The sequence below is a fragment of the Streptomyces sp. NPDC034085 genome, from assembly GCF_055575555.1.
Genome location: NZ_JBVISL010000003.1, coordinates 535084 through 558992, shown reverse-complemented (window position 1 = coordinate 558992; position 23909 = coordinate 535084). Strand labels below are relative to the sequence as shown.

Below are 23909 nucleotides of genomic sequence, written 5' to 3'. Positions count from 1 at the left end.
GGCGCGGCGGCTTCACCTCCGACGCGTCGGCCCGGCCCCCCACCGCGCGGCGCGCGGCCATCGCTCCGGCTCGCGCGCCGCGCGCGGCCACACCCCCGGGCCCCGGCGTCCCTTCCGCTCAGGCGGCCGGCTCCTTGCGCACCAGCAGGAACCCCTGCGGCCCCTTCTCCTCCGCGTCGGGCGCCCGTACCGTCCGGGCCACTTCCACCAGCCCCGCCCCGGCCAGCAGCGAGGCGACCAGCTCCGGCGGGGTCTCGTACACGTCGAGGTCGACCTGGTGCCCGTAGGCGTGCTCCAGCCGTCGCCGCTCCTCCCCGGCCTTGAACGCGACGAGCGCGTGGCCCCCGGGCGCCAGGACCCGGGCGAACTCCGCGAAGACGACGGGCAGCTCCCCCGGCGGCGTGTGCACGGTGGAGTACCAGGCCAGGACCCCGCCCAGGACCCCGTCGGCCATGTCCAGCCCCGCCATCCTGCCCACCTCGAACCGCAGCCCCGGATAGCTGCGCCGGGCCACCGCCACCATCGCGGGGGAGAGGTCGACGCCGAAGGCCCGTACGCCCAGCCCGTCCAGGTACGCCGTCACCCGGCCCGGGCCGCAGCCCAGGTCGGCGACCGCCCCGCCGGTCCCGCCGCGCACGTACTCCGCGAAGGCGTGCAGGACGGCCCGGTCCAGGGGCCGGCTCTCCAGTTCGCCGCTCAGCAGCCGGGCGTAGTCGACCGCGACGGCGTCGTAGGACGCCCGGACGGCACTGAGGCGCGAGGTCTCTGTCATGCCCCTGAACAGTAGCCCGCCCGGCCGCCCGCCTCACCCCGCCCGGCCTCCTCCCAGCCCCTGCCCGGCGTCGCCGCACCCCCCGCCCTCGCCGCGTCCGGCCTCCGTCAGTCCCCGGCCAGGGGCGAGGGCAGCTCCGCCCACTGGTCGCCCGGCACCCCCGGGCTCAGCCGCATCAGCGTGAGCGCCTTCACCGGCAGCGGCCCGCTCCGCAGCGCCCGCGCGTCGGCGGTGGGCGCCGCGCCGTCCAGCCCGGCCGCGAGAGCCGCGCCGAAGGCCTCGGCGGAGCCCGCCGTCGAGGCGAGGGCGCCCGCCGCCAGGGAGCCGAACAGCTTGCGGCGCAGCACCGTTTCGTCGTCCGTGACGAGCCGGCCCGCCAGCGGAGGGACCGGCAGGCCGTGCCGGGCCAGGCGGGCCGGGCTGATGCGGATGTCGGCCAGGTCGCGGTAGACCAGCCGCAGCGGGCTCCCGTCGGGCCCCAGCACCACCAGCAGGTTCTGCCCGTGGGCCTCCAGCGCCACCCCGAGGTCCAGCACCCGCAGGCACACCGACAGCGCCAGCCGGGCGAAGGCGGCCTGCCAGGCGGCCGACCGGGCGAGGTCCGTACCCGCCAGCGCCGCCACCGGGACGACCCGCTCGCCGGGCCGCGCGTACGCCTCCGGGGGCTCGCGGAGCACCGCCGCGAGGTCCGCGCTGTACGCGGTGGCCGCCCCCAGGGTCCGGGTGACGTGCAGCCGGCCGTCGAGCCGCTCGGCCAGTGCGTGAGCGAAGGCGGAGACCTCGGCCGCCGTCTCGACCGAGTAGGCGGAGATGTCACGGACGGAGGAGGTCAGCCGGGTGCTCAGCGCCGTCTTCACGTGCGGGCCCCCCGCCGCCGGGGCGAGCGTGCGCAGCGCCATCAGCGGGTGCGCGGCGATCCCGGGCAGCACCTCCTCGCCCTTCAGGACGTGCTCAGCCTGCCAGGGGTGCACCGGCACCAGCACCCGGTCCCCGTCGCGCAGGTGCTCGGGCCACTCCCCGACGACCAGGCACTCCCGCGCCCGTACGGGGACCAGCCCGAGCCCCACCAGCGGCCGGTGCTCCGGCGCGTACGCCAGCTGCTCGGCCACCGTGAAACCGGGCCGGGAGCGGCAGTTGGGGTGGTACGGATGGCCGTCCACCACCCGCTGCTCCCACTCCCACCCGGCCCGCGGCTCGGGCGCCCGCCCGCGCGGCTGCCCGGCCCGGGACAGGGCCAGGGAAGCGGTGCTGTCGTCGAGTTCGGCGGCGAAGGCGGCGCCGTGCGGCACCCGCAGCGCCTCGACCAGCCGGGCCGCCTGCCGGTAGGGGCGCCCGTCGAGCCGCACCTCGCCGACGCGGGAACCCGTCGCGTACGGGTCCGCGCGCGGCCCCTCCAGCCGGCCGCCCCCGGCCAGCCGCAGCGTGAGCGAGTCCGGCCCGTGCTCCCGGCCCGCCACCCACGGCAGCGGTTCGAAGGCCAGCGCCCGCCACAGCCGGGTCAGCACGGCGGAGCGCGCACCGCCCAGCGAGGCCTCGTACGCGGCCCCGAGCCCGGGCCGCAGGCCGGCCAGCGCGCCCGCGACGGCCTCTTCGGCGGCGGTGGCGGGGACGGACGCGACGGCGGGGGAGGGCCGGGCGCCGGAGGAGTGTCCGGCGGCGGGCGGGGAAGGTTGCCTGCTGCGGTCCAGGGGTCCGTTCCTTTCGGATCGATCTGCTCGGATCGCCTACCCGATGATCACGTCATCATCGCGGATACTGAAGATCACCGCCGGTCGTCCCACCCGCGAACCGCCGGCGCACCGGAGACGCATCGAATGGAACCAGTGGACATCGACACCGCCGCCGACGCCTACAGCGCAGCCCCGCTGCTGAACTGCCTCCTGCGGGAGGTGGGCGAAGCCGAGGGCGGGCAGGTGCACCGGCTGCGCGGCAGCGGCCGGCTGCTGCGGGTCGGCGGCGGCCGCCGCCCGTCCGGCCCGGAGCTGCACACCGCGGACGGCTGGCGTCCGCTCAGCCACGCGGAACTGGTCAAGCTCACCTCCGACGAACTGCACCGGTACACCGGCGTCTCCAACGACGAGCTGCCGGGCGAGATCGGCGACAGCCGCCAGGCCGTCGCCGCGCTGCTGGCCGCCCGGGCGGACGCCGAGGAGCCCGAGGACCCGTACGTCCGTTCGGAGCAGGCCCTGGTGATGGGCCACCCGCACCACCCGGCCCCCAAGGCCCGGGGCGGCGCCCCCGCCACGAGCTGGCTGCCGTACGCGCCCGAGGCGCACGCCCGCTTCCCGCTCGTGATGCTGGGGCTGCGCGAGGACCAGGTGGCCGAGGAGGGCGGCCCGGCCGCCGCCGGGGCGGTCGACGCGCTGGCCGGGATCCTCGACGGCCCGCGCCCGCCCGCCGGGTACCGGGCGCTGCCCGCGCACCCGTGGCAGCTGGAGCTGGTCGCCGGACGCCCGGAGGTGCGGGAGGCCTTCGCCGACGGGCGCCTGCTGCGGCTCGGCCCGACCCGGCTGCCGGTGTGGCCCACCGCCTCCGTGCGGACCGTGTACGCCACCGGTCCGGACGCCGACCTGTTCGCCAAGTTCAGCCTCGACGTGCGGATCACGAACGACGTGCGCCGGCTGTGGCGCCACGACCTGCTCGCGCTGCGCCGCACCGACTCCGCCGTCGGGGCCGGTTTCGACGGCATGCGCCGCCGCACCGGTTCGAACGCGGTGTGGCTGAGCGACCGCGGGTACCGCACCGCCGCCTTCGCCTTCGAGGAGCTCGCCGTCCTCGTCCGCGACGGCCTGCGCACGGGCGTGGCGGCGGGGGCGACGCCGCTGCTGGCCGCCGCGCTCGCCGAGGGCTTCACCGGCAGCCCGCTCGAGGCCGCGCCCGACCCGGCCGCATGGTGGCGGGCGTACCTGCGCCATGTCGTGCCCCCGGTCCTGGACCTGTTCGCCCGGCACGGGATCGTGCTGGAGGCCCACCTGCAGAACTGCCTGGTCGCGGTGGACGACCGGGGCGTGCCCGTGCAGGCGCTCTTCCGCGACGCGGAGGGAGTGAAGCTCCCCGGCGACCTGCCGCGCGAGGCTGCCTGGCAGCGGCTCGTGTACTGCCTGGTCGTCAACCACCTGGCCGAGGTGGGTGCGGCCGTGGCCGAACGGCACCCCGGGGCGGCGGGACGGGTGTGGCCGGCGGTGCGCGAGGAGCTGCTGCGCTACGACGCCGAGCACGGGGGCCTGCCGGAGGTCGCGGAGCTGCTCGCGGCCCCCTCTCTTCCGGCCAAGACGAACCTGCTGCTGCGCTGGACGCGCGCGGACGGCGCCGATGCGCGCTACCTGCCGTTGCCCAACCCGCTGCGGGGGGAGTGAGCGGAGGCCGCCCGGGCGTGGGATTCGGCCAAGGTGGTCGGGGCGGCGGCAACGTCCTGCCGAAAGGTATAGACCAATGCTAGGTTGGTCGGGCAGACCGCGCAGTCCTTGACCACCCGTCAGAGGAGAAGCCATGCCCTCCCCTTCGCGGGGCGGCGGCCCGGCCGCCATGCCCAAGTACCAGCGGATCGCCGCACAGCTGCGGGACGAACTCGACCGCGCCGCCCGGACACCCGGCGGCAGGCTGCCCTCCGAGCGGGCCCTGGCCGCCCGCTACGGGGTCAACCGGCAGACCGTCCGCGCCGCGCTCCAGGAACTGCGCGCCGACGGGCTGGTCGTCACCGGCCGCCGGGGCACCAGGCCCGCGGCCCCGGCGCCGCGCCGCGAGGGCCCCGACGCCGCCACGCCCGCCGCCACGTCCCGGGCGGCCCGGCCGGCGCCCGCGCAGCCGGCCCTCACCCGGCCTCCGGCGGCCCGGACGCAGCCGGCCGGCGCGCGCCTCACCCGGGACCGGCTCACCCTCGTCACCGTGCCGCCCTCCCTCGCCGCGCTGCTCGGGATGAGCGGCGGGGAGCGCACCCTGGTCCACCACCAGCACGTCTCCGGCCCGGGCGGGGAGACGCTCCGGCACACGGTGACGTACCTCTGCCCGCGCACGGTCGCGGCCACCCCGGAGCTGGCGGCCTACCTCGGCCGGCCGGACGGCGCCCTCAGCGAGGACCTGCGGCCGCTGCACCTCTGGCTGGAGCGGGCCGCCGCCCGCGGCCGGACGTGCGAAACGATCACGATGACCCGCACCAGCCGCCCGGCGGCCGCCGCGCCGCCCGTCTGCGGGCTGTCCGTACGCCGCACCGTGCACGACGGATCGGGACGGCTGCTCGCCGTCACGGACCTGGCCTTCAGCGGCTGGGACCGGCTCACCTTCCACCGCGAGCCCGAGGCGATCGGGTTCCGCGTCACTTACTGATCGTTTCAGAATGAGTGGAGCCGCGGGTCTTGTGCTCGGCGATCTTGGTCGGCAGGGTGTCCGGGGTGCGTGCCGATCTTGTTCCGGACGACCTGTGGGAGCGGGTGGCTCCGCTGCTGCCGCCCGCTCCCGAGCGGCGCCGCCGCTATCCCGGGCGGTTGCGTGTTCCTGACCGAGTGGCCCTCGCCGGAGTCCTGTTCGTGCTGCGGACGGGTGTCGCGTGGCGTGATGTTCCCGCGGAGACGGTGGGCTGTTCCGGGGTGACGGCCTGGCGTCGGCTGCGGGATTGGACCGAGGCCGGCGTCTGGCCACGCCTGCATGCCGCCCTGCTGACCGAGCTGCGCCGCGCGGGTCTGCTGGACCTGGACGAGTGTTCCGTGGACGGGTCGCACGTCCGGGCCCTCAAAGGGGGGATCACGTCGGCCCCTCACCCGTCGACCGCGCCCGCCCCGGCTCCAAGCACCACCTGATTGTCGACCGCCACGGAACCCCGCTCGCCGTCACCCTGACCGGCGGCAACCGGCACGACGTCACCCAGCTCCTGCCGCTTCTGGACGCCATCCCACCGATCCGGGGACTCCGGGGACGTCCCCGCCGTAAGCCCCGGCGCCTGTATGCCGACCGGGGCTACGACTTCGACAAGTACCGCCGCCTGCTGTGGAAGCGGAGCATCAAACCCCTGATCGCCCGACGCGGCGTCGCCCACGGCTCCGGACTCGGCAAGGTGCGCTGGGTCGTCGAGCGAGCCTTCGCCTGGCTGCACCAGTTCAAACGGCTCCGCACCCGCTACGAGCGACGCGCCGATCTCCACCAGGGTCTGCTCGAACTGGCCTGCAGCCTCATATGCCTGCGTCGCCTGCGAACCTCATCCTGAAGCGATCAGCTGGCTACGCTGAACCACCCCGGCCTCACCTCGTCCAGAAGCGGTTGCAGCGACTGCACTGCAGCCCGCAGGTCCTGATCCGTGACGTTAAGAGGCTCCGGCAGGCTCAGCCCATACCAGCGCAGCCGCCAGAGGTCGAAGACTTCGTTCCCGTCGGCTGCGAAGTCCACATCGACCTCAGTGCCGTTGTCGCTGACGAAACGGCACCCTGCCCCATGAACCGTATAGGAGTAGGTGCCGATGCGCCCACTCCGGCCGATCCGGCGCGAACGGGCCAGGCCGAGGACATCTGACAGTCGCTCAAGAGACGGGATCGCCACCCTCATGGCCTCATCAATCGCGTTCAGAGCGCGGACGTAACCGAGCACGAGGCCTCGCACAGCCACAACCTGTTCCATACGGCGTCGTTCCCCCCTGAGCCCGTGGCTGAAGGGATTGTTCCATGGGGCCGCCAGGGTCTCCGCAGGACGGCATTCTGAAACGATCAGTTAGGCACGTCGGGCCCCGCCGCCGCTCCGGCCAGACCGGGGGACACGCCGGGTGCGACGGCCTTCCCGGCGGCGGGGGCGCCGGTGAGCAGGGCGAGCAGGCCGTCCACCTGCACCCCCGCCTCGGCCGGGTGCCGGAACATGGCGCCCGGCGAGATCTCGTAGCGGTTGCGCCGGCCGTCCCGCAGGCGCCGCAGGTACCCGTCCGCCTCGAGGTCGGTCACGATCGCCTGGACGGTGCGCTCAGTGAGCGCGCACACCAAGGCGACATCCCTCAGCCGCGCCCCGGGGTCCCGGGCGATGGTCACCAGGACGCGTGCGTGGTTTGTGAGAAATGTCCAGTTATGTCGGCTCACTGTACTTCCCATGCGGTCATGATGCGGCACAGGTTTCACGTGATACAAGACGCGAAAAGTATTTCCGGTATTTCTTGACGTGCGAGCCGAAGCAGTCCAGAGTCGAGGACTGTCAAGGTCCCGCGCCGCAAGCCGACCAGCCCAAGGAGCGAACCCCATGCCGGTACCCGCCCACCCCTTCCATACCGCCGACCCCGCCACGGACGACTCCGCCGCCGGCTGCCCGGCCCCGCTGCCCGGTCCGCGCAGCGGCCGCGCCGCAGCCCGCGAGGCGGGTCTGCCCCGGATCGACGAGCCCAGGGAAGTGGCCCCGGCTGACGCGCGCGAGCTGTCGAAGGTCTTCTTCGAGCGCCTGCGCGAACTGCCCGAGGGCACTGCCGAGCGCCAGTACGTCCGCAACACCCTGATCGAGATGAACGCCTCCCTGGTCCAGTACGCGGTCCGCCGCTTCCGGGGCCGCGCCGAAGGCGCCGCCGGGGACGTCGACGACATCGTCCAGGTCGGCACCATCGGCCTGATCAAGGCCATCGACCGGTTCGACCCGGCCCGCGAGAACGAGTTCGCCACCCTCGCCATGCCCTACATCACGGGCGAGATCAAGCGGCACTTCCGCGACACCGCCTGGGCCGTCCACGTCCCGCGCCGGCTCCAGGAGCTGCGCATCGAGATCGCCAAGGCGAAGGAGGAGCTGACGGTCCGGCTCGACCGCTCGCCCACCGTCGCCGACCTCGCCGCACACCTCGACCTCACCGACGAGCAGGTCATAGAGGGTCTGGTCGCCGCCAACGGCCACACCAGCGGCTCCCTGGACGCCCCGCACAGCGAGCACGGCGACGGCCCCACCGAGGGCCACTCCCTCGCCGAGGTGCTGGGGGAGGAGGAGCCGGCCCTGGAGCTCGTCGAGGACATCCAGACCCTGGCCCCGCTGCTCGAGCGGCTCAGCGAACGCGAACGCACCATGCTCAGGATGCGCTTCGGCGAAGAGCTCACCCAGGCCCAGATCGGCGCCGCCCTGGGCATCTCCCAGATGCAGGTCTCCCGACTCCTGACCCGGCTCCTCTCCCACCTGCGGACTTCCATGCTGGCCGACCTCGGCCCGGAGTCCGGGCGCCGCCCGGCCTGACGGTCCCGCCGTACACCTCGCGGCGTGAGTTGGATCACTTCGCCGTTTGCCAGAGCGAAGGCCGGGCAGCCGGGCCGCTGGAGTGGAACCACGTCCGCGGCCGGTGGCCGGGGCGCGGACCGCGCGGGCCGATCCCGCCCCGCTCCCCGGCCCGCGGCCTGACGGCGGCGGGCCGGATCCGGTACGACCCGCGAGGTGTATGTGTCCACGCTCCAGGCCGAGCACGTCTACAAGGTGTTCGCCAGAAGCCCCGATCGCCAGGCGGCCGCGGTCCGCGCGCTCGAAGGCGGCGCCGACCGCGAGGAACTGCGCGCCGACGGCACCACGGCGGCCGTGATCGACGCCTCCTTCCGCGTCGAGCCCGGCCAGATCTTCGTCGTCATGGGCCTGTCGGGCTCCGGCAAGTCCACTCTCCTGCGGATGCTCAACGGGCTCCTGGAGCCCACCTCCGGGCGCATCCTCTTCGACGGCGAGGACCTCACCGGGCTGACCCCGCGCGAGCTGCGCCGCGTACGCTCCACCAGGATCTCCATGGTGTTCCAGCACTTCGCGCTCTTCCCGCACCGCGACGTCCTGGCCAACGCCGCCTACGGCCTGGAGGTCCAGGGCGTCCCCCGGGCCGAGCGCGAGCGGCGGGGCGCCGAGGCGCTGGCGCTGTGCGGGCTCGGCGGCTGGGAGAACTCCTGGCCCGACGAGCTCTCCGGCGGCATGCAGCAGCGCGTCGGCCTCGCCCGCGCCCTGGCCACGGACGCCGACCTGCTCCTGATGGACGAGTCCTTCAGCGCGCTGGACCCGCTGATCCGCCGCGACATGCAGGACCAGCTGCTCGAACTCCAGCGGACCCTGAAGAAGACCATCGTCTTCATCACCCACGACCTCAACGAGGCCATGCGCCTCGGCGACCGGGTCGCCGTCATGCGCGACGGCCGGATCGTCCAGCAGGGCACCGCCGAGGACATCCTCATGCGCCCCGCCGACCGCTACGTCGCCTCCTTCGTCCAGGACGTGGACCGCTCCCGCGTGCTCACCGCCGACGCCGTCATGGACGAGGCGCCCGGCGCGGCGGACGCCTGCGGCTGCCCCACCGTCAGCGCCGACACCCCGCTCGCCGACCTCTGCGCCGTCAGCGCCCGCGTCCCCCACCCGGTCGCCGTCACCGGAGAGGACGGCGCCGTCGTCGGCTCCGTGCCCAAGGACCGGCTCGTCGCCTTCATCGGGGACGAACAACGGCCCCCCGTGGCCTGCGCGGAGGTGGCCGCCTGATGCCCCGCCTGCACATCGGAGCCTGGGCCGACAGCGCCGTCGACTTCCTCCAGCGCCACCTGTCCTGGCTCTTCGACACCATCAGCGCCCTGGTCGGCGGGTTCTACGACGGCATCGACGCCGTGCTGTCCGCCCCCGCCCCGCTGCTCTTCGCCGGGCTCCTCGCCGTCGCCGCCTGGTGGCTGCGCGGTCTGCTCGCGGGCCTGCTCTCCTTCGCGGCCTTCGCGCTCGTGGACTCCGTCGGCCTGTGGGACGAGGCCATGGCCACCCTGTCCCTGGTCCTGGTCGCCACCCTCGCCACGCTGCTGTTCGCACTCCCGCTCGGCGTCTGGGCCTCGCGCTCCGACAGGGTCAGCGCCGCCCTGCGGCCCGTACTCGACTTCATGCAGACCATGCCCGCGATGGTCTACCTCATTCCCGGCATCATCTTCTTCGGCGTGGGCGTGGTCCCCGGCATCATCGCCACGATCGTCTTCTCGCTGCCGCCGGGCGTACGTATGACCGAGCTCGGCATCCGCCAGGTCGACGCCGAGCTGGTCGAGGCCGCCGACGCCTTCGGCACCACCCCGCGCGACACCCTCGTACGCGTCCAGCTGCCGCTCGCCCTGCCCACGATCATGGCGGGCGTCAACCAGGTCATCATGCTCGGCCTTTCCATGGTCGTGATCGCCGGCATGGTCGGCGGCGGCGGCCTCGGCGGCGCCGTGTACCGCGCCATCGGCAGCGTCGACATCGGCCTCGGCTTCGAGGCGGGCCTGTCCATCGTCGTCCTCGCCATGTACCTGGACCGGATGACCGGGGCCCTCGGCCGCCAGGTCTCCACCGTCGGCCGCCGGGCGCAGGCCCTGGCCCGGTCCGCCGCGAGCGGTACGGCCCGGCTGTGGAACCACCGCCCGCAGCCCGCGTACGCCGTCACCGCGGCCGTCGTCCTCGCCCTCGTCGCCGGCGGACTGAGCACCTTCGGCGACTCCGCCGAGACCACCGCCGCGCCCGGCGCCCGGAACACCGGCAAGGGCCGCGAGGTCAGCATCGGCTACATCCCCTGGGACGAGGGCATCGCCTCCACCTTCCTGTGGAAGGAGCTGCTGGAACGCCGCGGCTACCAGGTGGACGCACGCCAGCTGGAGCTGGGCGCCCTGTTCACCGGGCTCGCCGGCGGCCAGGTCGACTTCCAGACCGACTCCTGGCTCCCCGTCACCCAGGCCCAGTACTGGGAGAAGTACGGGAACCGCCTGGAGGACCTCGGCACCTGGTATGGGCCCACCTCCATCGAGCTCTCCGTCCCCTCGTACGTGAAGGACGTGCGGTCCCTCGCCGACCTCAAGGGCAAGGGGGCCCGGTTCAAGGGCAGGATCATCGGCATCGAGCCGAGCGCGGGCGCCATGTCCCTCCTGAAGGAGAAGGTCCTCAAGGAGTACGGCCTCGACGGCGAGTACCAGGTCGTCGACGGCTCCACCCCCGGCATGCTCGCCGAGCTGAAGCGGGCCTACGAGAAGCAGGAACCGGTCGTCAGCGTGCTGTGGTCCCCGCACTGGGCCTACTCCACGTACGACCTGGCCAAACTGGCCGACCCGAAGGGCGTCTGGGGCAAGGGCGACGGCATCCACACCCTCGCCCGCAAGGGCTTCGCCGCCGACGAGCCGGAGATCGCCGGCTGGCTCAAGTCCTTCAAGCTGACCGAGGCCCAGCTCACCGGACTGGAGGCGAAGATCCAAGAGATGGGCAAGGGCAGGGAACAGCAGGCGGTCCGCGCCTGGCTGACCGACCACCCCGAGGTCGCGGACCTGCCCTGACCGGACACGCGCGGGGGCGCGGCCGGGACGTACCGTCCCAGCCGCGCCCCCCGTGCTCGCGGCCTGCTAGCCGACCGGCAGCCGTTCCGCCTGCGCGGGCGGCGCCGTCCGGTGCTCCCCGTCATGTGCCCGCGGCCGCAGCGGCCACCACAGCGAGCGGCCGAGCAGCGCCGCCAGCGAGGGCACCAGGACCACCGACAGGAGCAGGGCGGAGAGCAGGATCCCGACCGCCGTGGCGAACCCGGTCTGCTGCGTCCCGGCGTGCGGGCTCACCGCCAGGCTGCCGAAGGACGCGGCGAGCACCAGCCCGGCCGTGGCGATGGCGGGCGCCGTGTGCCGTACGGCGCGGGCCACCGCCTCCCGGGCCGGTCCGGGCCGTTCCATCTCCTCCCGCACCCGGTCGGCGATCAGGATGTTGTAGTCGGTACCGAGCGCCACCACGAACAGGAACAGCACCAGCGGGAGCGTGAAGTCCACGCCCGGCCGTCCCAGCCCGTGCTGGAAGACCAGGGCCGACGCCCCCAGCGTCGCCGCGAAGCCGAGTCCCACCGCCAGCATCAGCACCACCGGCGCGAGCACGCTCCGCAGCAGCACCAGCAGGATCACGGCGATCAGCACCGCCGCCACCGGGAAGATGACCTTCAGGTCCTTGTCGACGGCCACCGCGATGTCCGCGAACACCGAAGCGGTACCGCCGACATGGGCCTCGGTCCCCGCCGGCAGGTTCTTGCGCACCGTCTCCCGGACCGGGCCGGAGACCAGGTCGCGGGCCTGCTGCCCGCCGGACTCGACGGCCAGCAGCAGGTCGATCCTGGCCGCCTTCCCGTCCTGGCTCAGAACGGTCGGAACGACCTGCCCCACGCCCGGCACCCGGGCCAGCGCCCCGGCCAGCCCGGCCACGCGCTCCACACGGAGCGGAGCGCCGTCGGTGGCGGCGACGAGCACGCTCGTCGGGTCCGAGACCCCGGCGGGCAGGGCGCGGGAGATCTCCTCGGCCGTCTCCACGGCGGCGGTCCGCTCACCGCCCGCGCCGGACTGGCCGTAGTCCATGCGGATGCCGGCCAGGCCCGCCGTCAGCGCGCCGAGCAGCGCCACCGACGCGAGGACCAGCGCCACCGGACGCCGCGCCGTCAGCCGGCCGAGCCGGCCCGCGACCCCCTCGCGGGGTGCGCGGTCCAGGGCGCGCGAGGGCCAGAACATCTTCCGGCCGGTCACGGCCAGCAGCGCCGGCATCAGGGTGAGGCTGCCCAGCAGCATCACCAGCACCGACACCGCGATCGCCGGGCCCAGCACGCGGAACTGACCGAAGGAGGCGATGCCGAGCGTGGCGAACGCGGCGACGATCGTCAGGGCCGCCGAGGTGACGGCCGTGCCCACCCGGCCCGCGACCTCGGCCGCCGCCGCGCGCCCGCTCTGCCCGGGCCGGTTCCGCAGCTGCTCGCGGAAGCGGAACAGCAGGAAGAGGAAGTAGTCGATGCCGATGCCCATGAGCACCACGTTGATCAGCCCGGGAGTGGAGGGTGCCAGCCGGATCCCGCTCGCCATCGACCCGAGCACCACCGCGCCGACGGCCGCGCCGCCCACGATGGTCACCGCGAGCAGGGGCAGCAGCGCGGCGAACACACTGCGGAACACCAGGACGTGGAGCAGCACGATCAGCCCCAGGACCACCGCGCCGACCACCGTCGACCGGGTCTTCTCGGCGTCGGCGGTGTCCACCGTGGCGGCCAGCCCGCCCGTGAACCCCGTCCGCAGGCCGGCCTCCCCGAACGCGGCCCGGGCGTCCTCGCGGAACTCCTTGTACGTGCTCTGCACCCCGGGGTCCTCCGGATTGCCCTCCAGCTGCACGGACAGCAGCCGGAAGGACCGGTCGGGGGCCGTCGTCCCCGCGCCGATCCGCGGGACCTGGGAGTGGTCCTGCGTGAACGGCGGGTCCTCCTCCGTCCTGGGCATGACGACCTTCTTGCGAGCCAGCCGCTGCGCCACCTCCTCGATCCTGCGCTCGTCGGGCGCGGCGAGCGCAGCACCGTCCGTACGGGCCACCAGGACCGTCAGCGGGTCGGAGTCCGACCGGGCGCCGAAATGCTCCTCGGAGATCCGCAGTGCGGCCGCCGAATCGTAGGAGGCGGGCAGGAAGCCGTCGTTGCCGGGCTGGGTGGCGCGGAAGACGAACACCTGGCCCAGGATCGCCAGCCCGATGCCCAGCACCGCCCAGAGGGCGATCACCTTCCATGCGTTTCTCGTCGAGCATCCCGTCAGGGCGCGGATCACTGTTCTCCTCCGGTGTCGTCGGTGGCGGACCGGCCGGATTGCCCGGCCGGTTACCAGACCATCAGCGGCCGGACGGGAAAACGTCCTGGTGGAGGAGGAGAACGCCCTCGGGACCACGGTCCGGGATGCGGCCCCGACCAGGACCCTGGTCCTGGTCGGGACCGGTCCCCGCGGCCGCTGTCCCGGCCCGGGACCGGTGTGAGAATGGATCCCGGGAGGGCGGCCCCGGGGCGGTCCGTGAAGGAGGGACCGGACGATGGGCACGCAGGCCGAGAGGTTGACGTGGACGCGCAACGACGCCCTGGTGGCGGTCGGCGCGGCGGCCGTGGACCTCACGGGCTTCGCCTTCGAGACCCAGTTCGAGGGCGTGTCCCTCGAAGTCACGGCGGCGTTCTGCGTGGTGGCCTCGGCGATGGCCCTGCTGGCCCGGCGCCGTCACCCGCTGGTGACGCTCGCGGCGGTCCTGGTCCTGGGCGCGGTGGTGAACCTGACCGCCTCCGTCTCCCCGCACTTCGGCCTGACCCCGGCCGTCGCCCTGTACTCGGTCGCCGTGGCCTGCCGGCCCGTCGCGATGGTCCTCGCCGCCCTCGCCACGGCGCCCCTGGTCAGCCTCGGACAGGGCGGCCTGCCCTTCGGCGACGGCTTCGGCCTGCTCGCCAACACGGGCGCCACCCTCCTCGTCCTCACCACCGGCCTCCTGGCCAGGCGCTGGCAGCAGGAGACCGAGGCCAAACGGATCCTGATCGCCGAACGGGCGGTGGCCGAGGAACGCCGCCGCATCGCGCGGGAACTGCACGACATCGTGGCCCACCACATCACCACCATGCAGCTCATGGCCGGCGGTGCCCGGGCCAACCTCGCCCACGACCCCGGGGCGGCCCGCGAGGCCCTGGTCACCCTGGAGGACTCCGGCCGGCTGGCCCTCACCGAGATGCGGCAGCTGCTCGACGTCCTGCGGGCCGGCGAGGAGCCGGAGACCGCGCCGCCGGCCCCGCAGCCCGGCGCCGGGGACCTGGAGCGGATCATCACGGAGTCCCGCCTCGCCGGGATGGACACGCAGTTCAGCGTGAGCGGCCCGGCCCGCCCGCTGCCGCCCACCGTCGGCCTGACCGTGTTCCGCGTCGTGCAGGAGGCCCTGACCAACACCCGCAAGCACGCCGGGAACGCCCCCGCCCGGGTACGGCTGACGTACCGCCCGGACGAGGTCGCCGTGGAGGTCTGCGACGAGGGCCCCCGCGACGGCGCCGGCCGCCGTGCCCCCTCCCGGCGCGGGGGCCACGGCCTCGTCGGCATGCGCGAACGCGTGGCCCTGCACGGCGGCACCCTGGAGGCCGCCCCGGGGGCGGACGGCGGCTTCCGGGTCGCGGCCCGCCTCCCCCTGCAGCCCGACGGGGGCGCCCCCCACGACCAGAACGACCCGCTCCGAGAGGAACCCACCCGATGATCCGCGTCCTCATCGCCGACGACCAGCCGCTGGTACGGCGTGGCCTGGCCCTCATCCTGGCACCCGACCCGGACATCGAGGTCGTCGGCGAGGCCGCGGACGGCGCCGAGGCCGTGGCCCTCGCCCGGCGGCTGCGGCCCGACGTGGTGGTGATGGACATCCGCATGCCGGTCCTGGACGGGGTGGCCGCCACCGGGCAGCTGGCGGCGGCCCGGCCCGAGTCCCGGGTCCTCGCGCTGAGCACCTTCGACATGGACGAGTACGTGGTCGCCGCCCTGCGCGCCGGCGCCTACGGCTTCCTGCCCAAGGACGTCTCCCCCGAGGAGCTGACCGCCGCCGTCCGCACCGTCCACGCCGGGGAGGCCGCCGTCGCCCCCAGACTGCTGACCCGGCTGATCTCCACCTACGTACGGTCCGTCCCGCGCGCGCCCCGCCCCGCCCCCGCGTCCCCCGCCGGGCTCACCCCGCGCGAGCTGGAGATCTGGCGGCTGCTCGCCGGAGGCCTCGACAACGCGGCCATAGCCGCCGAACTGGACATCAGCGTCTCCACGGTCAAGAACCACATCACCGCGGTCTTCGGCAAGCTGGGCGTGCGCGATCGCGCGCAGGCCGTGATCGCCGCGTACGAGACGGGCCTGGTGGAACCGGAGCGGAGGAGCGGTTGATCACCAAGTGCCCGCAGAGACCCGGAATCCCCCTGGCTGTCGCACGTCTGACCAGCCAGAACACTGGATGATCCGCCGGTGCGCCGGGAGCTCCCCGCATGGCACAGTGCCAGGAGCACAGCCGCCGGACCAGGGAGCCCCCATGCGTGATCCGCACACCGCGCCGCCGGTACCCGCCGCGGCGCCCGAGTGCCGGACCGACCCGGGCCCGCCGGCCTCGCCGCCGGCCTCCTCCCCCCTGCCGGCCTGCCCCCGGTGCGCGGCCGCACCCGAGCGGATCTCCTGGCGCCAGCGCCCGGGCGAACCGGTGGTGCTGGCCTTCGACCCCTGCGGCCACCGCTGGACCTCCCCGGCCCCGCCCGTCCTGGCCGTCACCCCGCCGGTTCAGTGCTCGCAGAGGGAGAACTCCCGCTCGTAGAGCTGCTCGTTGTGCTCGTCGACGAAGAACTTGCGCTCCCGCATGAGCTGTTCGCGGTACTCCTTCGCCTGGTCGAGCGTCATGGTCGACGTCTGCGACCACGGTTGCTGCGGCGGCACATCGGACGTCGAGACGATGTTCTCCGAAGGGTCGACCAGGAAGAACGCGAGGATCTTGCGATGTCCTGGGCGGGCCGGGTCCGCGAGGCGGAACGAGCCGACGCGGTGCTGCAGGACGTTCGGGAACGCCAGAGCGCGGCCCGCCGGGGTCGACGCCGAGCCCAGCACCTGGTTCAGCGCGTCCTCGTCCTCCAGGCCGTAGACCTCGCGCACGCCGTTGTCGTCGTTCTGTTCGTAGTCCGGGTCGTCGAGTGCCGCCCGGAAGGCCAGCCGGCTTTCGGTGATGTTCTCGCTGTCCCAGTAGTAGATGGCGGTCGAGACGATCCGCTCGTTCAACATCCCCTCGACGTGCCAGGAACCGCCGGGGTACTCCGGCTTGTCCGGAGTGAGGTGCACGGTGGCGAGCTTGACGATGACCTGGAGACGGCGGCCGCGCAGGTCGACGCGGGCGGACGCGTCCGGCAGCTCGGGCGGCGTGAAGACCGGGGCGTCCGGGAGGACCGGACGGCGGTTCTCCCACCAGTCGTCCTGGGCCAGTTCCCACGCGCGCACCGCCTCCGCGTAGGCCTTCTCGTCGCCGTGGGCGGCCCTGTCCGGCCGCTCCGGCTCCGAGTCGTACCACCCGTAGGGATCGGCCTCGATCCGCAGGGGCCGCGGATGGCGCAGATCGGTGAGCACGTTCTCCAGCAGGGGGAGCAGGCGCGCGAACACGTCCGGCAGGACGGAGGCCAGCTCGCGATGGTCGGTCGGGTGGACGTTGTTGACGTACGAACGGAAGGCGACACCGCCGTCCTCGCTGACGTCGACGTCCGTGGGCAGCCACTGGAACTTCTCCGAGAACTCGTACTTCGAGTAGCGGTCCGTCGGGTTCTGCCAAGCCCGCTCCGGCGCACCGCTCACGTCGCGCACCAGGCAGAACATCGACGGATGCACCAGGTCCAGTACCTGGCCGTCGGATCCGGGATGCCAGTCCTGTTCCGATGCGGGGACCTCTTCCAGGACCCGGACCGCCTCGCGCAGCCGGGACCTGAGCGCGTCGTCGACCAGCGCGTCCGACTGCCACACCCCGTCGACGGCCGACACCTCGACGCCGGTCCGTCCGTCCCGCAGCGCGGCGTAGTGCGCGAGTTCGGCCAGGACGTAGCGGACCTGCGCTTCGGTGAGGCCCTGGGCGACCGCTTCCCGCGTCCACCGGGCGACGACCCCGGCATCGTTCATCTTGTCGAACCACCCCGGCTTCGACCGGATGTGGGCGCTGCACTGCATCATCTGCAGTTCCCGCAGCGTTCGGGGCGTCGCGAACGCTATGGAACGGGAAGCGTGAAAGGGCAGCGGGAAGGGAGACAGGCCGGTCAACTCTTCTGGTCCTCCGAGTCGGTGTGCGGTGGCGGGAAGAATACGTGAGCGGACCGACAGCGCAGCCGTGGTCCCCGTCGCCGCCGGTGTGGATCTCCTCGTATCCTGCACCTGAACACCTGCGAGCAGCATCGATGAGCGGGGTCGCGCCCCGCGCCGACCCCGCGGGAACGGGAGAACCCTGATGGACGTGCAGCACTTCGAGCGGATCACCGCGTTCATCGAGGCGCGGCTGACGCCGCTGTTCGACGCGGAGACCGGAAGTGAGCGCGGCTTCGCGATGGACGACACCTCCCGGGCCCTGCGCGCGCTGCGCAACAGCGTGCTGGAGGCCTCCGCGGTCAAGGGGCTCATCGCGACGCGGGAGACGGCCGAACCGCTGGTGCGCAAGGTCATCGACCAGTCGGTGGAGCACCACTGGGACGTGCTGCGCGGCATCGCCCGCCAGTGGGAGGACCACGCCGACTTCCGCCGGGAGTTCAAGCGCCACGCGTGGGAGCTCGACGGGGCCGGCGCCCCGGCCTGAGCGCGCGGGGCGGTTCAGGGGTGGGGCGCGCCGCCGATCAGGTGGCCGATCCGGCGCTCCAGCCCGCTCCAGCGCCGGTCGTGCCGGTACGCCCGCTTCAGGGTCCGGGCCCGCGTCCGGGGCCGGCGCCCGTAGAAGCGGCGGGCCCACGGCGAGACCGGCCGGGCCAGCCGGACCGCCGCGATCAGGGCGATCAGCGGCACGATCGCCCCGATCATCGCCAGCCTGGGCTTGCCCTTGAGCAGCGCCACCGCGGCCAGCAGCAGGTTGACCAGCACGGTGGCCCCGAAGAGCAGCCGGTTCTCCTGCTGGTCCTCGCTCAGCCCGTCCACGCCCAGCGGGACGAACCCGCACAGCAGCAGCCCCGCCAGGGCCGAGGTCATGACCACGGCCTCGACGCTGAGCATGCCCTCCTCGCTCCAGTAGACGTCGCTCAGGTGCAGGATCAGCGCGAACTCGTCCAGGACCAGCCCCGTCCCCATCCCGAAGAGCACGGCCGCCACCCAGGAGCCCCACCCCGTCCGGCCGCCCGCGATCGCGGTGAAGCCCCCGACGGTCATCAGGATCACCCCGGGGACGCAGTGGTGCACGTGCAGGCCGCCCGGCGTGACATTGCGGAAGGGCCCCTTCCCTGCCCGGATCATCCGGGTGACGACCCGGGTCACCGCGAAGGTCACCACGAACGCCGACAGCGCCAGGAGCAGCGGGAGTTTCCCCGGCTCCAGGATGTTGCGGTACCACCAGTCGCCCATGCCGTCACCCTCCCGGCCCCGGCCGCCGCGCGCACCGCGAACACCGCCGTTCGGGCGCCGGGCCGCCGCCGCTCAGGCCGCCGCGCCCGCCGCGCCCGCCGGGTCCGGCTGTCCTTGCGGCTGCGCCTCCCGCGCGGCCCGGCGCCGCAGCGCGTCCTCGTCGGTGTCCGCGTCGTAGGAGACGAGCTTCGGCAGCGCCGCGGCCAGCAGGGCCACCGCCGCCACGCACGCGAGGCCGCCGCTCCAGAACGCCGGCCGGGTACCCGTCCAGCCGGCCATCGTGCCCGCCCGGACCTGCCCGAGCTGCGGCCCGACACTGTACGAGAGCACCTCGATCCCCGCGAGCCGCCCCCGCAGCTCCTCCGGGATCGTCTGGTTCCAGATGGTGGACCGGCCCAGCCCGCTCAGCATGTCGCCGGCGCCCGCCACCGCGAGGCACAGCAGCACCGGCCAGATGGCGGTGAACCAGCCGGCGGCGGCGATCGCCAGCCCCCACGCCGCGGCGCCGAAGACCACCAGCAGCCCGTGCCGCCGTACCCGCGACACCCAGCCGCTGGTCAGCCCCAGCACCAGTGAGCCCACCGCTCCCGCCGCGTACATCAGGCCGAGCGCCCACACGGCGTCCAGCTCGTCGGCGAGGAACGGGAAGATGGCGTTGGGGAACGCGAAGAACATCGCCGCCAGGTCGACGGCGTACGTCCCCAGCAGCACCGGCCGCCCCCACGCGTACCGGGCGCCCTCGGCGATGCCCCGCAGCGAGGGCCGCTCCCCGCCCCCGACCGGTGGCGCCGGATCGAGCCGCGCGCACAGCACCACCGACACGGCGAACCCCGCCACGGTCACGGCGTACGCCGACGGGTATCCGGCGTACGCGACGACGACTCCGGCCAGCGCGGGGCCGGCGATCGCCCCGAACTGGTAGCGCAGCGCGTTGAGCGCGGCCGCGGCGCTCAGCTGGTCGTGCGGCACGATCCGCGCCATCAGCGAGTCCAGCGCCGGACGCTGGAGGCCCGTCAGCGCCGACACCCCCGCCGCCACCACGTACAGCGGCCACAGCAGCGGATGCGGCAGCAGCGAGTTCACCAGGAGCACCAGCGCGAGCACCCCGAGCCCGGCCTCCGTCAGCAGGATCAGCCGCCGCCGGTCCACCGCGTCGGCGAGCGCGCCGCCGTACAGCCCGCAGACCACCAGCGGGACCAGCTCCACCGCACCCATGGCGCCGACGGCCAGCGGCGAGTCCGTCAGGTGTTTGATCTGGAGCGGCAGGGCGATCATCGCCATGAAGGAGCCGAAGAAGGTGACCGCGCCCTGGAAGAACAGCAGCCGGAAGTCACGGCTGGAACGCCAGGGGGCGAGGTCGGGCAGGACGGAGGCCAGGCGGGATCTGCTCACGGCGGACCATCCTGCGCCGCCGCACCCGCCCGGGCAACGCGTTTTCCACCCCGGACGGGTCAAAACGGCACGTGGAGCGTGGCAGCGGCCGCCGGCGGTGGCACGCATGGGTCATGCCGCCGGTGTCCCCGTTCCTGCGTACGGCCGCGGCCCACGCCTGGCGCCTGCTGGTCGTCGGCGTGGCGGTCTACGCCGTCTTCTCGCTGCTGGGCCGCTTCCACGAGATCGGCGTGGCGCTCTTCCTCGGCCTCGTCGTGACGGCGCTGCTGTCACCGCCCACCCGCGGCCTGGCCCGCGTCCTGCCCCGCTCCGCGGCCGTCGCCATCAGCCTCGTCGGGAGCATCGTCCTGCTGCTGGGCGTCCTCGCCCTGGTCGGCGAAGCGGTGGCAGGGGAGAGCGCCACCCTGGTCCGCGAGTTCCGCGAGGGCCTCTCCAGCATCGAGGGGTGGCTGGAGGGCCCGCCCTTCCGGCTGCACCCCGGGGCGCTCTCCGGCCTCCAGTCCAAGGCCGGCGCGTACCTCTCGGAGCACCGCTCGACCCTGCTGGACACGGCCGTCAGCGGGGCCGGCCACGTGGTGCAGGTCCTCACCGTGCTGGCCCTCGCGGTGTTCTCCTCGGTCTTCTTCCTGCACGGCGGCACCCGGCAGTGGGCGTGGTTCTGCGGCCAGCTGCCCGAGCGGGCCCGCGGGCGGGTGGGAGTCGCGGGGCGCGCGGCCTGGCGCACGTTCACCGGGTACACGCACGGGATCGTGCTGGTCGCGGCGACCAACGCCGTGCTCGTCGGGCTGGCGCTCTACTTCCTCGGGGTCCCGCTGGCCCTGCCGCTGGCGCTGCTGGAGTTCTTCGCGGCCTTCGTCCCCCTGGTGGGGTCCCCCGTCGCGCTCGCCGTCGCGGCGGTGGTCGCGCTGGCGGCGAGGGGGCCGCTGATCGCGGGCGTGGTCATCGCGCTGATCGTGGTGATCGGCCAGATCGAGGGGCACCTGCTGCATCCGCTGGTGATGAGCTGGGCGGTGCGGCTGCACCCGCTCGTGGTGGCGGTCTCGGTGATCGCCGGGGCCATCGCGGCCGGGGTGGTCGGGGCGGTGGTCGCGGTGCCCCTGGTCTCAGTGGTCTGGTCGGTGCGCTGCGCCCTGCGCGCCCACGCCGGCGGGGCCGGCGACGCGCCGGATCCGCCGCGGCGGGAGGCGGGGGAGGGACAGCGGGAGGGGCCGCGGGAGGGGCCGCGTTCCCGCCCGGACGGCTGACCGTCCCCGGCCCGCTTACCGTAGGACGTGGAGGTGGTTGCCATGGCAGAGCACGCCGCCGGACCGGCGGCGCGGGAACTGGAGGACGGCCGGCTGCTGAGGGAGCTGGAGACCATCCACCGCACGCGCCACGAAACCCTGCTGCACGGCTCGGACGACGCGCTGGCCACGCACACCCAGCGGCTCAAGGAGCTGGAGGACGAGTACGTGCGCCGGCACCCGGAACGGGCCCCCACCGCGGGCCGTACCCGCTCGGGCGCCCGCGCCCGCACCCAGGGCGAGGACTGAGGGCCGGCAGGCCGGTCAGCGGCGCCCGTAGAACTGGTCCGCCCCGCGAATGCGCGGGGCGGCAGTGGGCTTGTGCCCTGCGGCGGCGCCGCGAAACCCGCCCGTGCCGCGGGAGGTGCGCGCCGCAACGCGGGCGTCGTCAGGCGCCCTGAGTCAGCGCACCCCAAGCAGACCCAAGCAGACCCAAGCAGACCCCGTTCATGAGTCATCTTTGCGTCGAGTGAGACAGCTCTGTATCATTCGAGGCGAAGGAGGCTCATCATGGTGCCCGAAGAAGAACTGCTCGACGCCGCGGCGCGCGTCCTCGCGGGCGACCACAGCGCCTCGATGGTCCAGATCGCCGCCCGCATCGGCACGAGCCGGGCCACCCTGAGCCGCCGCTACGCCACCCGCGAGGCCCTGCTCAAAGCCGTGGCCGTCCGGGCCATCCACGTCGTCGACGGCTGCCTGGCCCACGCCGACCTGCCCGGGGCCACCGCCGACGCGGCGGCCTTCGACGCCGCGCTCGAGGAGCTGGTCGTGGCCCTGCTGCCCGCCGCCCACCTGTACGGGTTCACCTCGCGCGACGCCACCGTCCTCGCCGACCCCGATTTCAAGGCCGGGCTGGAGCGCCAGGACCAGCGGGCCCTGCGCTTCCTCGCCCTCGGCCAGCGGCTGGGCCGGCTGCGCGCCGACCTTCCGCCGTACTGGATCTGGTACTCGCTCTGGGGCCTGCTCGACGCCGCCGCCGAGGGCGTGCGCGACGGCCACCTGGCCCCCCGCCGGATCGGACACCTCGTCCGGACGTCCTTCCTCGGGGGAGCGCGGCCCCCCTGGCCGCCCCCCGGCCCCGAAGCCTGATCCGCCGCCCCGGGCGGCTCCCTCCCGTGCACGACCCCGAACGGAACCCCATGCACACCCCCACGCAGGACCCGCGGCGCTGGATCGTCCTCGCGATCCTCTCCGGCAGCCTCCTGCTCATCTCCATGGACACCACGATCCTGAACGTGGCGTTCCCCTCGCTCGTCGCCGACCTCCAGCCCGGCGCCGTACAGCAGCTGTGGATCATCGACGTCTACGCCCTCGCCCTGTCCGGGCTCCTGGTCACCGCCGGAGCCCTCGGCGACCGCTGGGGCCGCAAGCGGCTGCTCATGGCCGGCTTCGGCATCTTCTCCGCCGCCTCGCTGATCGCCGTCTTCTCCACCGAGGCCTGGCACGTCATCGCGGCCCGCGCCCTGCTCGGCGTGGGCGGCGCGGCCATCATGCCGTCCACCCTGTCGATCCTGCGCAGCGTCTTCACCGACGCCGGGGAACGTGCCTTCGCCCTCGCCGTCTGGGCCGCCGTGTTCGGCGGCGGCATGGCCTTCGGACCCGTCATCGGCGGCCTCCTCGTCCAGGACCACGGCTGGCACTCCGCCTTCCTGCTCAACCTCCCCGTCGCCGCCCTGATCGTCGCGGCGGGCCTGCGCTACCTGCCCGAATCGCGCGCTCCGCGCGGCACCGGCCGCTGGGACTGGTGGGGCGTCGGTCAGTCGGTCACCGGCATGCTCGCCCTCGCCGGCGGCATCAAGCAGCTCGGCAAGAGCGGCATCGCGGACCCGCTGCCCTGGGCCCTGCTCGCCCTCGCCGCCCTCGCGCTCACCGTCTTCGTCCGCCGCCAGCTGCGCGTGGACGAGCCGCTGCTCCAGGTACGGCTGTTCACCAAGCCCGCCTTCAGCGTCGCGGCCACCGCGATCTTCCTGCCGATGGTGGGCATGGGCGCCGTCCTCTTCCTCGTCACCCAGTGGTTCCAGTACGGCCAGGGCTACACCCCGCTGGAGGCCGGCATCCGCCTGCTGCCCGCGCCGCTGGCGCTGATCTGCGCCTCGATGGTGGCGCCCGCACTGATGGCCCGCTATCCGATCCGGCACGTGCTGGGCGCCGGACTCGTCGTCCTGGCCGCCGGAATGGCGACGCCCTGGACCGTCCAGCAGTTCACCGAGCCCGGCTACCCGGCCTTCGCGGCCGGACTGACCGTCATGGGGCTCGGCGCCGGCATCGCGACGACGGTGGCCTCGGTGACCCTGGTCTCCGCCGCGCCGGCCGACCAGGTCTCCAGCGCGGCCGCCATCGAGGAGACCTGCTACGAACTGGGCTCCGCGATGGGCGTCGCCGTCCTCGGCACCACCGCCGCCGCCCTCTACCGGGGCAACCTGCCGGTGCTCGACCTCGACGGCCCCGCCGCGGGCGCCGTACGGGACTCGGTCGGCGAGGCGGCGCACACCGCCGAGCGGCTCGGCGGCACCGTCGGCCAGGCCCTCCTGGAGACCGCCTCGCACGCCTACACCCTGGCGATCACCCCGGCGTTCCTGATGGCCGCGGCCCTGGCCGTCGCCGCCGCGGCCACGACCTGGGCCCTGATCCCGCGGGACCTCCAGCCCACCGAGAACCACTGACCGCCCGTCCGCACGGCCC

General features: G+C 74.1%; 22 protein-coding genes. 14 read left to right on the top strand and 8 right to left on the bottom strand.

The annotated features are described in order from the left end of the window. Positions 1–118 precede the first annotated feature (118 nt). Together ACZ501_RS12870 and ACZ501_RS12865 are read right to left on the bottom strand one after the other, a co-directional pair. Complete coding sequence (locus ACZ501_RS12870) at positions 119–772, bottom strand: class I SAM-dependent DNA methyltransferase (RefSeq protein WP_468794761.1); 654 nt, start codon at positions 770–772, stop codon at positions 119–121. Between the two features lie 107 nt (positions 773–879). Then, positions 880–2343 carry an IucA/IucC family protein gene (locus tag ACZ501_RS12865; protein ID WP_468795496.1) on the bottom strand — a complete coding sequence of 488 codons (1464 nt, stop codon included), beginning with the start codon at positions 2341–2343 and terminating at the stop codon, positions 880–882. A 243-nt stretch (positions 2344–2586) separates the two neighbouring features. On the opposite strand from ACZ501_RS12865, the gene ACZ501_RS12860 reads away from it, so the two are divergent. The 3 genes from ACZ501_RS12860 (at position 2587) to ACZ501_RS12850 (ending at position 5969) form a co-directional block, all read left to right on the top strand. After that, positions 2587–4128: an IucA/IucC family protein gene (locus ACZ501_RS12860; protein WP_468794758.1), complete on the top strand. Its 1542-nt coding sequence runs from the start codon at positions 2587–2589 to the stop codon at positions 4126–4128. A gap of 133 nt (positions 4129–4261) precedes the next feature. After that, positions 4262–5095 carry a GntR family transcriptional regulator gene (locus ACZ501_RS12855; protein WP_468794755.1) on the top strand — a complete coding sequence of 278 codons (834 nt, stop codon included), beginning with the start codon at positions 4262–4264 and terminating at the stop codon, positions 5093–5095. Between the two features lie 65 nt (positions 5096–5160). Next, positions 5161–5969 (top strand): IS5 family transposase gene (locus ACZ501_RS12850; RefSeq protein WP_468794752.1). Its coding sequence is split into 2 segments (ribosomal slippage): positions 5161–5500 and positions 5500–5969, totalling 810 coding nucleotides; the frame shifts between segments, so codons are not numbered across the junction. 5 nt (positions 5970–5974) lie between these two features. On the opposite strand, the gene ACZ501_RS12845 is transcribed toward ACZ501_RS12850, so the two are convergent. Together ACZ501_RS12845 and ACZ501_RS12840 are read right to left on the bottom strand one after the other, a co-directional pair. After that, complete coding sequence (locus ACZ501_RS12845) at positions 5975–6376, bottom strand: DUF6896 domain-containing protein (protein ID WP_468794749.1); 402 nt, start codon at positions 6374–6376, stop codon at positions 5975–5977. An 86-nt stretch (positions 6377–6462) separates the two neighbouring features. After that, a complete protein-coding gene (locus ACZ501_RS12840) occupies positions 6463–6726 on the bottom strand; it encodes a MarR family transcriptional regulator (protein WP_468794746.1) in 264 nt (87 codons plus the stop codon). A 253-nt stretch (positions 6727–6979) separates the two neighbouring features. On the opposite strand from ACZ501_RS12840, the gene ACZ501_RS12835 reads away from it, so the two are divergent. The 3 genes from ACZ501_RS12835 to ACZ501_RS12825 all read left to right on the top strand — a co-directional run bounded on the left by ACZ501_RS12835 (position 6980) and on the right by ACZ501_RS12825 (position 11001). Continuing rightward, positions 6980–7945 carry a SigB/SigF/SigG family RNA polymerase sigma factor gene (locus tag ACZ501_RS12835; protein ID WP_361610407.1) on the top strand — a complete coding sequence of 322 codons (966 nt, stop codon included), beginning with the start codon at positions 6980–6982 and terminating at the stop codon, positions 7943–7945. A gap of 201 nt (positions 7946–8146) precedes the next feature. After that, positions 8147–9208: a quaternary amine ABC transporter ATP-binding protein gene (locus tag ACZ501_RS12830; protein WP_362466558.1), complete on the top strand. Its 1062-nt coding sequence runs from the start codon at positions 8147–8149 to the stop codon at positions 9206–9208. Then, positions 9208–11001: an ABC transporter permease/substrate binding protein gene (locus tag ACZ501_RS12825; protein WP_468794744.1), complete on the top strand. Its 1794-nt coding sequence runs from the start codon at positions 9208–9210 to the stop codon at positions 10999–11001. The genes ACZ501_RS12830 and ACZ501_RS12825 overlap by 1 nt, the downstream gene beginning before the upstream one ends. A 66-nt stretch (positions 11002–11067) precedes the next feature. Here the strand turns inward: ACZ501_RS12825 and ACZ501_RS12820 are convergent, their stop codons facing one another. Next, positions 11068–13227: an MMPL family transporter gene (locus ACZ501_RS12820; protein WP_468794741.1), complete on the bottom strand. Its 2160-nt coding sequence runs from the start codon at positions 13225–13227 to the stop codon at positions 11068–11070. Between the two features lie 301 nt (positions 13228–13528). Here ACZ501_RS12820 and ACZ501_RS12815 point away from each other — a divergent pair, with 301 nt between their 5' ends. The 3 genes from ACZ501_RS12815 (at position 13529) to ACZ501_RS12805 (ending at position 15799) form a co-directional block, all read left to right on the top strand. Then, positions 13529–14716, top strand: a complete 1188-nt coding sequence (locus ACZ501_RS12815; protein ID WP_361608477.1) for a sensor histidine kinase — start codon at positions 13529–13531, stop codon at positions 14714–14716. Continuing rightward, a complete protein-coding gene (locus tag ACZ501_RS12810) occupies positions 14713–15381 on the top strand; it encodes a response regulator (protein WP_468794738.1) in 669 nt (222 codons plus the stop codon). The genes ACZ501_RS12815 and ACZ501_RS12810 overlap by 4 nt, the downstream gene beginning before the upstream one ends. 142 nt (positions 15382–15523) lie before the next feature. Then, positions 15524–15799, top strand: a complete 276-nt coding sequence (locus tag ACZ501_RS12805; RefSeq protein WP_468794735.1) for a hypothetical protein — start codon at positions 15524–15526, stop codon at positions 15797–15799. Here ACZ501_RS12805 and ACZ501_RS12800 read toward each other — a convergent pair. Then, positions 15766–17274 carry a DUF4246 domain-containing protein gene (locus tag ACZ501_RS12800; RefSeq protein WP_468794732.1) on the bottom strand — a complete coding sequence of 503 codons (1509 nt, stop codon included), beginning with the start codon at positions 17272–17274 and terminating at the stop codon, positions 15766–15768. The genes ACZ501_RS12805 and ACZ501_RS12800 overlap by 34 nt on opposite strands. 184 nt (positions 17275–17458) lie before the next feature. Here ACZ501_RS12800 and ACZ501_RS12795 point away from each other — a divergent pair, with 184 nt between their 5' ends. After that, a complete protein-coding gene (locus tag ACZ501_RS12795; RefSeq protein ID WP_361608469.1) occupies positions 17459–17800 on the top strand; it encodes a hypothetical protein in 342 nt (113 codons plus the stop codon). A 14-nt stretch (positions 17801–17814) separates the two neighbouring features. Here ACZ501_RS12795 and ACZ501_RS12790 read toward each other — a convergent pair whose 3' ends face one another. Beyond that, the gene (locus ACZ501_RS12790) at positions 17815–18552 is read right to left on the bottom strand and encodes a hypothetical protein (RefSeq protein WP_361608467.1); all 738 of its coding nucleotides are present in this window, start codon (positions 18550–18552) and stop codon (positions 17815–17817) included. Between the two features lie 72 nt (positions 18553–18624). After that, positions 18625–19944, bottom strand: coding sequence for an MFS transporter (locus ACZ501_RS12785; protein WP_468794729.1), 1320 nt, complete (start codon positions 19942–19944; stop codon positions 18625–18627). A gap of 113 nt (positions 19945–20057) precedes the next feature. Here ACZ501_RS12785 and ACZ501_RS12780 point away from each other — a divergent pair, with 113 nt between their 5' ends. The 4 genes from ACZ501_RS12780 to ACZ501_RS12765 all read left to right on the top strand — a co-directional run bounded on the left by ACZ501_RS12780 (position 20058) and on the right by ACZ501_RS12765 (position 23890). Next, complete coding sequence (locus tag ACZ501_RS12780; protein WP_361608463.1) at positions 20058–21188, top strand: AI-2E family transporter; 1131 nt, start codon at positions 20058–20060, stop codon at positions 21186–21188. A gap of 42 nt (positions 21189–21230) precedes the next feature. Then, positions 21231–21476: a DUF6158 family protein gene (locus ACZ501_RS12775; protein WP_361608461.1), complete on the top strand. Its 246-nt coding sequence runs from the start codon at positions 21231–21233 to the stop codon at positions 21474–21476. Positions 21477–21737: 261 nt separating this feature from the next. Further along, the gene (locus ACZ501_RS12770) at positions 21738–22316 is read left to right on the top strand and encodes a TetR/AcrR family transcriptional regulator (RefSeq protein ID WP_468794726.1); all 579 of its coding nucleotides are present in this window, start codon (positions 21738–21740) and stop codon (positions 22314–22316) included. Between the two features lie 50 nt (positions 22317–22366). Next, a complete protein-coding gene (locus tag ACZ501_RS12765; RefSeq protein ID WP_468794723.1) occupies positions 22367–23890 on the top strand; it encodes an MFS transporter in 1524 nt (507 codons plus the stop codon). Positions 23891–23909: the final 19 nt, after the last annotated feature.